General features: G+C 45.8%; 4 protein-coding genes and 1 pseudogene. All 5 read left to right on the top strand.

Annotated features, from left to right (window positions below; genetic code table 11):
• Positions 1 to 80: 80 nt before the first annotated feature.
• Positions 81 to 215: pseudogene (locus AC075J_RS03495) on the top strand (4Fe-4S binding protein); the annotation flags it as partial.
• A gap of 134 nt (positions 216 to 349) precedes the next feature.
• On the top strand, positions 350 to 958 hold the full coding sequence (gene ruvA / locus AC075J_RS03490; protein ID WP_022380995.1) for a Holliday junction branch migration protein RuvA: 609 nt from the start codon (positions 350 to 352) through the stop codon (positions 956 to 958).
• A 79-nt stretch (positions 959 to 1,037) separates the two neighbouring features.
• On the top strand, positions 1,038 to 2,042 hold the full coding sequence (gene ruvB, locus AC075J_RS03485) for a Holliday junction branch migration DNA helicase RuvB (protein WP_476390006.1): 1,005 nt from the start codon (positions 1,038 to 1,040) through the stop codon (positions 2,040 to 2,042).
• 134 nt (positions 2,043 to 2,176) lie between these two features.
• Entirely contained in the window at positions 2,177 to 2,584 is a 408-nt protein-coding gene (locus tag AC075J_RS03480) for a cell division protein ZapA (protein ID WP_008704329.1), read from the top strand.
• Between the two features lie 128 nt (positions 2,585 to 2,712).
• Positions 2,713 to 4,908: a U32 family peptidase gene (locus AC075J_RS03475; RefSeq protein WP_022380996.1), complete on the top strand. Its 2,196-nt coding sequence runs from the start codon at positions 2,713 to 2,715 to the stop codon at positions 4,906 to 4,908.
• The last annotated feature ends 91 nt before the right edge of the window (positions 4,909 to 4,999 follow it).

The raw sequence follows: 4,999 nt of genomic DNA, 5'->3' as shown, positions 1-4,999 counted from the left end.
TCCAGGAAAGTACCTCTGATGTTTTCGCATTTATCGTGAAACGCTTTCGCGTTTTTCGTGCGCCGCTTCAGTAGGTATCTGGATGTAAGAAGTGTGAGAAGACTTGCCCGAATGGGGCGATTACGGTTGATAATTTCTGTGCGCATATTGATTATAGTAAGTGTACGAATTGTGGGGCTTGTAAAGAGGTTTGTCCGAGACATATTATTCAGTAATGGGAGGAAGAACTGCTGTGTGAAGGCATGGCGGTTCTTTTTTTCGATTAAGGGATGCGAATATATGTTTGCGTTATGGGGTGGGATGTGGTATGATGAATCGGAAGTGATGAATTTGGGACGGAGGATGTATCATGATTGCGTTTGTTCATGGAATGGCTGTGGATATGACTGAGAGCTCGGTGGTTGTTGAGGCCGGGGGGATTGGTTATGAGATATATATGACGGGGGCAGATTTGTCTGAGATTCGTATGGGGGAGGATGTGAAGGTCCATACTTATTTTAGTGTGAGAGAGGATGCCATGAAGCTGTATGGGTTCAGGGCTAAGGATGATCTGCAGATGTTTAAGCTGCTTCTTGGCGTGAATGGTGTGGGGCCGAAGGCTGCGCTGGGGGTTCTGGCGGGGATTACGGCGGATGAATTGAGGTTTGCAATTCTTTCGGATGATGTGAAGACGTTGTCGAAGGCTCCGGGTATCGGGAAGAAGACGGCTCAGAAGCTGATTCTTGAGCTGAAGGATAAGATGAAGCTGGAGGATGCGTTTGAATTGAAGCTGGCTCATGAGCAGGAGAGGGCAGCAGTGGGAGCCGGTGAGGTTTCGGATGGCAGGCAGGAAGCTGTTGAGGCTCTGGTTGCGCTGGGATACAGCAGTGCGGATGCGCTTCGGGCGGTGCGTAAGGTTACGGATGTGCCGCCGGATGATGTGGAAGGTCTTTTGAAGGCTGCACTGAAGAATTTTTAACTGAAGCAGGACTTTACGCTCTGGTAGATTGGATTGCCTGTATTGTTATAGAATTGTTATAGGTTAGGATGGGTAACAGATGGAGAAACGTATTATAACTACGGATGTGACGGAGGAGGATTTTTCTCTGGAGGGGAATCTCCGGCCGCAGACGTTGGATGATTATATTGGTCAGGAGAAGACCAAGAGTACTTTGAAGGTTTATATAGAGGCTGCGAAGCAGAGGCATGATGCGTTGGATCATGTTTTGTTTTATGGTCCTCCGGGGCTTGGTAAGTCTACTCTTTCGGGGATTATTGCCAATGAGATGGGGGTTCATATGAAGGTGACTTCCGGGCCGGCTATTGAGAAGCCGGGGGAGATGGCTGCGATCCTTAATAATCTGCAGGAGGGAGATATTCTGTTTGTGGATGAGATCCACCGCCTGAACAGGCAGGTGGAGGAGGTCCTTTATCCTGCTATGGAGGATTATGCTATTGATATTATGATCGGGAAGGGAGCTTCTGCCAGGTCTATACGTCTGGATCTGCCGAAGTTTACACTGGTGGGGGCGACTACCAGGGCAGGACTTCTGTCTGCACCTCTTCGTGACCGTTTTGGTGTGATGCATCATCTGGAGTTTTATACTCATGAGGAGCTTAAGACGATCATTATCCGTTCTGCTCAGGTTCTTGGAGTGGAGATTGATGAGAAGGGTGCGGCTGAGATTGCCAAGGAATCCAGGGGAACTCCGAGGCTTGCCAACCGTCTGCTGAAGAGGGTTCGTGATTTTGCGCAGGTGAAGTATGATGGACGGATTACTTATGATGTGGCGTGTTTTGCGCTGAATCTTCTGGAAGTGGATCAGTATGGTCTGGATAAGATTGACAGAAGGATTCTTCAGACTATGATCGTGAATTTTCAGGGTGGTCCTGTGGGACTGGAGACTCTGGCTGCGGCGATAGGGGAGGATTCCGGTACGCTGGAGGATGTGTATGAGCCTTATCTGCTGCAGAATGGATTCCTGAACCGTACGCCGAGAGGACGTATGGCATCGGCGCTTGCGTATGAGCATCTGGGCTATCAGATGCCGGAGAAAAACTGAAGTTAAGGGTGTAAAAATATAAAAAAGTAAAAGTTTTTTAAAAATTCCTATACATTTCGACTGCTTTCGAGTATAATGAAGTAAATGTCCGGGGTTCCGGGCAGATTGAAGGAAGATACAGGAGGCTCGTACGGATGGCGGTCAAAAATACAGCAAAGGTAATCATAGGTGGTAAGATTATTACGCTGGGAGGCTATGAATCGGAAGAATATTTTCAGAAAGTAGCATCCTATATAAATAAAAAGATGGATGAGTTAAGTGCTATGCCGGGTTACAGCAGACAGCCCATGGAGACCAAGCATACACTTATCAGCCTGAATATTACAGATGACTATTTTAAGGCAAAGAAACAGGCGGAGGTTTTTGAACAGGATTTACAGCAGAAGGATCAGGAGATGTATGATCTGAAGCATGAGCTGATCTCGCTTCGTATGCAGATTGAGGAAGCGCAGAAGCATGAACAGGAAGCCCTGGAACAGAAGAGCCTTCTGGAGGGAAAGAATAAGGAACTGGAAAAGCAGATTGATGAGCTGCTGAAATAATAGAGGGGGGATTACTTCGGTGATTTCCCCTTTATGATTTGTTTCATATGTATTCGATTTGAATATTATAGCAATGCTCATAAATAATGCATTTAAGATGACTGTTATAGAAAACGTGAGGTATAGAATTGAAAAGAGAAGAGATTGAACTTCTGGCACCTGCCGGTTCCTATGAGGGATTTGAGGCAGCGATCGGTGCAGGTGCAGATGCGGTTTATGTAGGGGGAGCAGCCTTTGGCGCGCGGGCTTATGCGAAGAATTTCGGAGAGGAAGAGCTTTTGCGTGCCATTGATACTGCTCATATCCATGGCAGGAAACTTTATCTGACAGTGAATACGCTGTTGAAGAACAGGGAACTGTCTGAACAGTTGTATGATTATCTGCTTCCATATTATAAGGAAGGTCTGGATGCGGTGATCGTTCAGGATATGGGTGTGTTTAAGATGATCAGGGAGATGTTTCCGGGTATGCATCTTCATGCCAGCACGCAGATGACTGTGACAGGTCCGGAGGGGATGAAGTTTCTGGAAGAACAGGGTGCTTCCAGAGTGGTAACTGCCAGAGAGCTTTCCCTTGAGGAAATCCGGAGGATGCATGAGACAAGTCCTATCGAGATTGAATCTTTTGTCCATGGAGCTTTATGTTACAGTTATTCGGGACAGTGCCTGATGAGCAGTATCCTGGGTGGAAGAAGCGGTAACAGAGGAAGGTGTGCACAGCCTTGCCGTCTGCCTTACCAGACGGCGCTTTGTTGCGGGGAAAATGGCAGACGGTCAGAGAAAAGGAAAGCGCAAGAACTATGTCCTCTGAGTCTGAAAGATATTTCTACGATAGAGATTCTTCCGCAGATTCTGGAGGTTGGTGTTACTTCTCTTAAGATAGAGGGCAGGATGAAGCAGCCGGGATATACAGCAGGGGTAACTTCTGTATATCGGAAGTACCTGGATCTTCTTTTTGAGAAGGGAGCTGAGAATTACAGGGTAGCAGAGGAGGATAAGAGATATCTGCTGGATCTGTTTAACAGGGGAGGTTCCTGTACCGGTTATTATCAGATGCAGAATGGTCCGTCCATGATGGCATTCAGTAATGAGAAGAAAACAGGAGATGTCAGTCCTGTATTAAGAAAAAAGAAAGAAAAAATTCAGGGAACATTCATTCTTTTTCCAGGAAGTCCTGCTATACTGGATGTGTCATGCAGGGGAATCCATGGATTTGCGTCTGTGGGTGAGGTACAGTATGCGCAGAACCAGCCGCTGACAGAAGAGCGCATCCGTTCACAGATGGAGAAGCTTGGAAATACAGAATATGAGTGGGAAAATCTGGAAATCCAGATGGATGAGAATATTTTTATCCCGATGAAAATGCTGAATGAGGCGAGAAGAGAGGCACTGGAATCGCTGGAAAATGAATTGCTCAAACCATATAAGAGAGAAGAAAATAATGGGAAGAAACGCTTATCAGAGGATGCCGGAAGAAAAGCAGATTCGCCAAAGCAGAAAAATCTTCCGATTTATATTTCCTGTGAAGAAAAATCCACTGCACTGGCGTTATATAAAAGAGAGGGGATACATGGAATGTATCTGAACGCTGATGCCATGGAGGTCTGCCTGGATGACTGTGTAAGCAGAGGAATGGAGATGTATCTGTCTCTTCCGCATATTATGAGAGGTGAGATGCCCCGGGAGCTTCTTACCAGGATCAGAGAGTGGATGGACAGAGGAATGACAGGATTTCTGGTAAGAAATCTGGAGACTTTTGCAGTTCTGCGAAAGGCAGGTCTGGCTGAGAAATGTGTTCTGGATCACAGTATGTATACATGGAATGATGAAGCTGCTGATTTCTGGAAAGATCAGAAAGTCCTCAGAAATACGGTACCGCTTGAGCTGAACGAAGGGGAAATCCGCCACAGAGATAACCGGGACAGCGAGATGCTGATCTACGGATATCTGCCTCTTATGATATCGGCCCAGTGTGTGCATAAAAATCTTTACGGATGTAATCATAAGGAAGAAGGGGTAACTTTAAAAGACCGTTACGATAAAGAATTTACGGCGAAATGTATATGTAACCCATGGAAAACTGAGAATACAGATTTCTGTATACCCTGCTATAATATCATTTACAACAGTATCCCTTACGGCCTGTTGAAAGAGAAATCACAGATAGACAGACTTGGTGTCTCTTCCCTGAGACTTGCATTTACCATTGAGAAGCCTCAGGATGCGGTGAAGATATATGAAGAGTTCAGAGCTGTTTATCGTGATGGGAAGAATCCTCCGAAACGGGAATATACAAAGGGACATTTTAAAAGAGGAGCCGAGTAAGGCATATGATTAATGTAATTGTAGAATTATCCAAGTATGTGTAGATCTTACCCTGATGGTGATTTATACTTTTCACTGTTTCTATCTGGTG

The organism is Blautia sp. ZXY-1-C6, assembly GCF_056339875.1.
Note: the sequence above shows the minus strand (reverse complement) of the source record. Positions and strands in the feature narration are given on the sequence as shown.

Excerpts from the sequence above, each read along its gene's own strand:
- AC075J_RS03480 (WP_008704329.1), top strand. The coding sequence starts at position 2,177 with ATGGCGGTCAAAAATACAGCAAAGGTAATCATAGGTGGTAAGATTATT.
- ruvA (WP_022380995.1), top strand. The coding sequence starts at position 350 with ATGATTGCGTTTGTTCATGGAATGGCTGTGGATATGACTGAGAGCTCG.
- ruvB (WP_476390006.1), top strand. The coding sequence starts at position 1,038 with ATGGAGAAACGTATTATAACTACGGATGTGACGGAGGAGGATTTTTCT.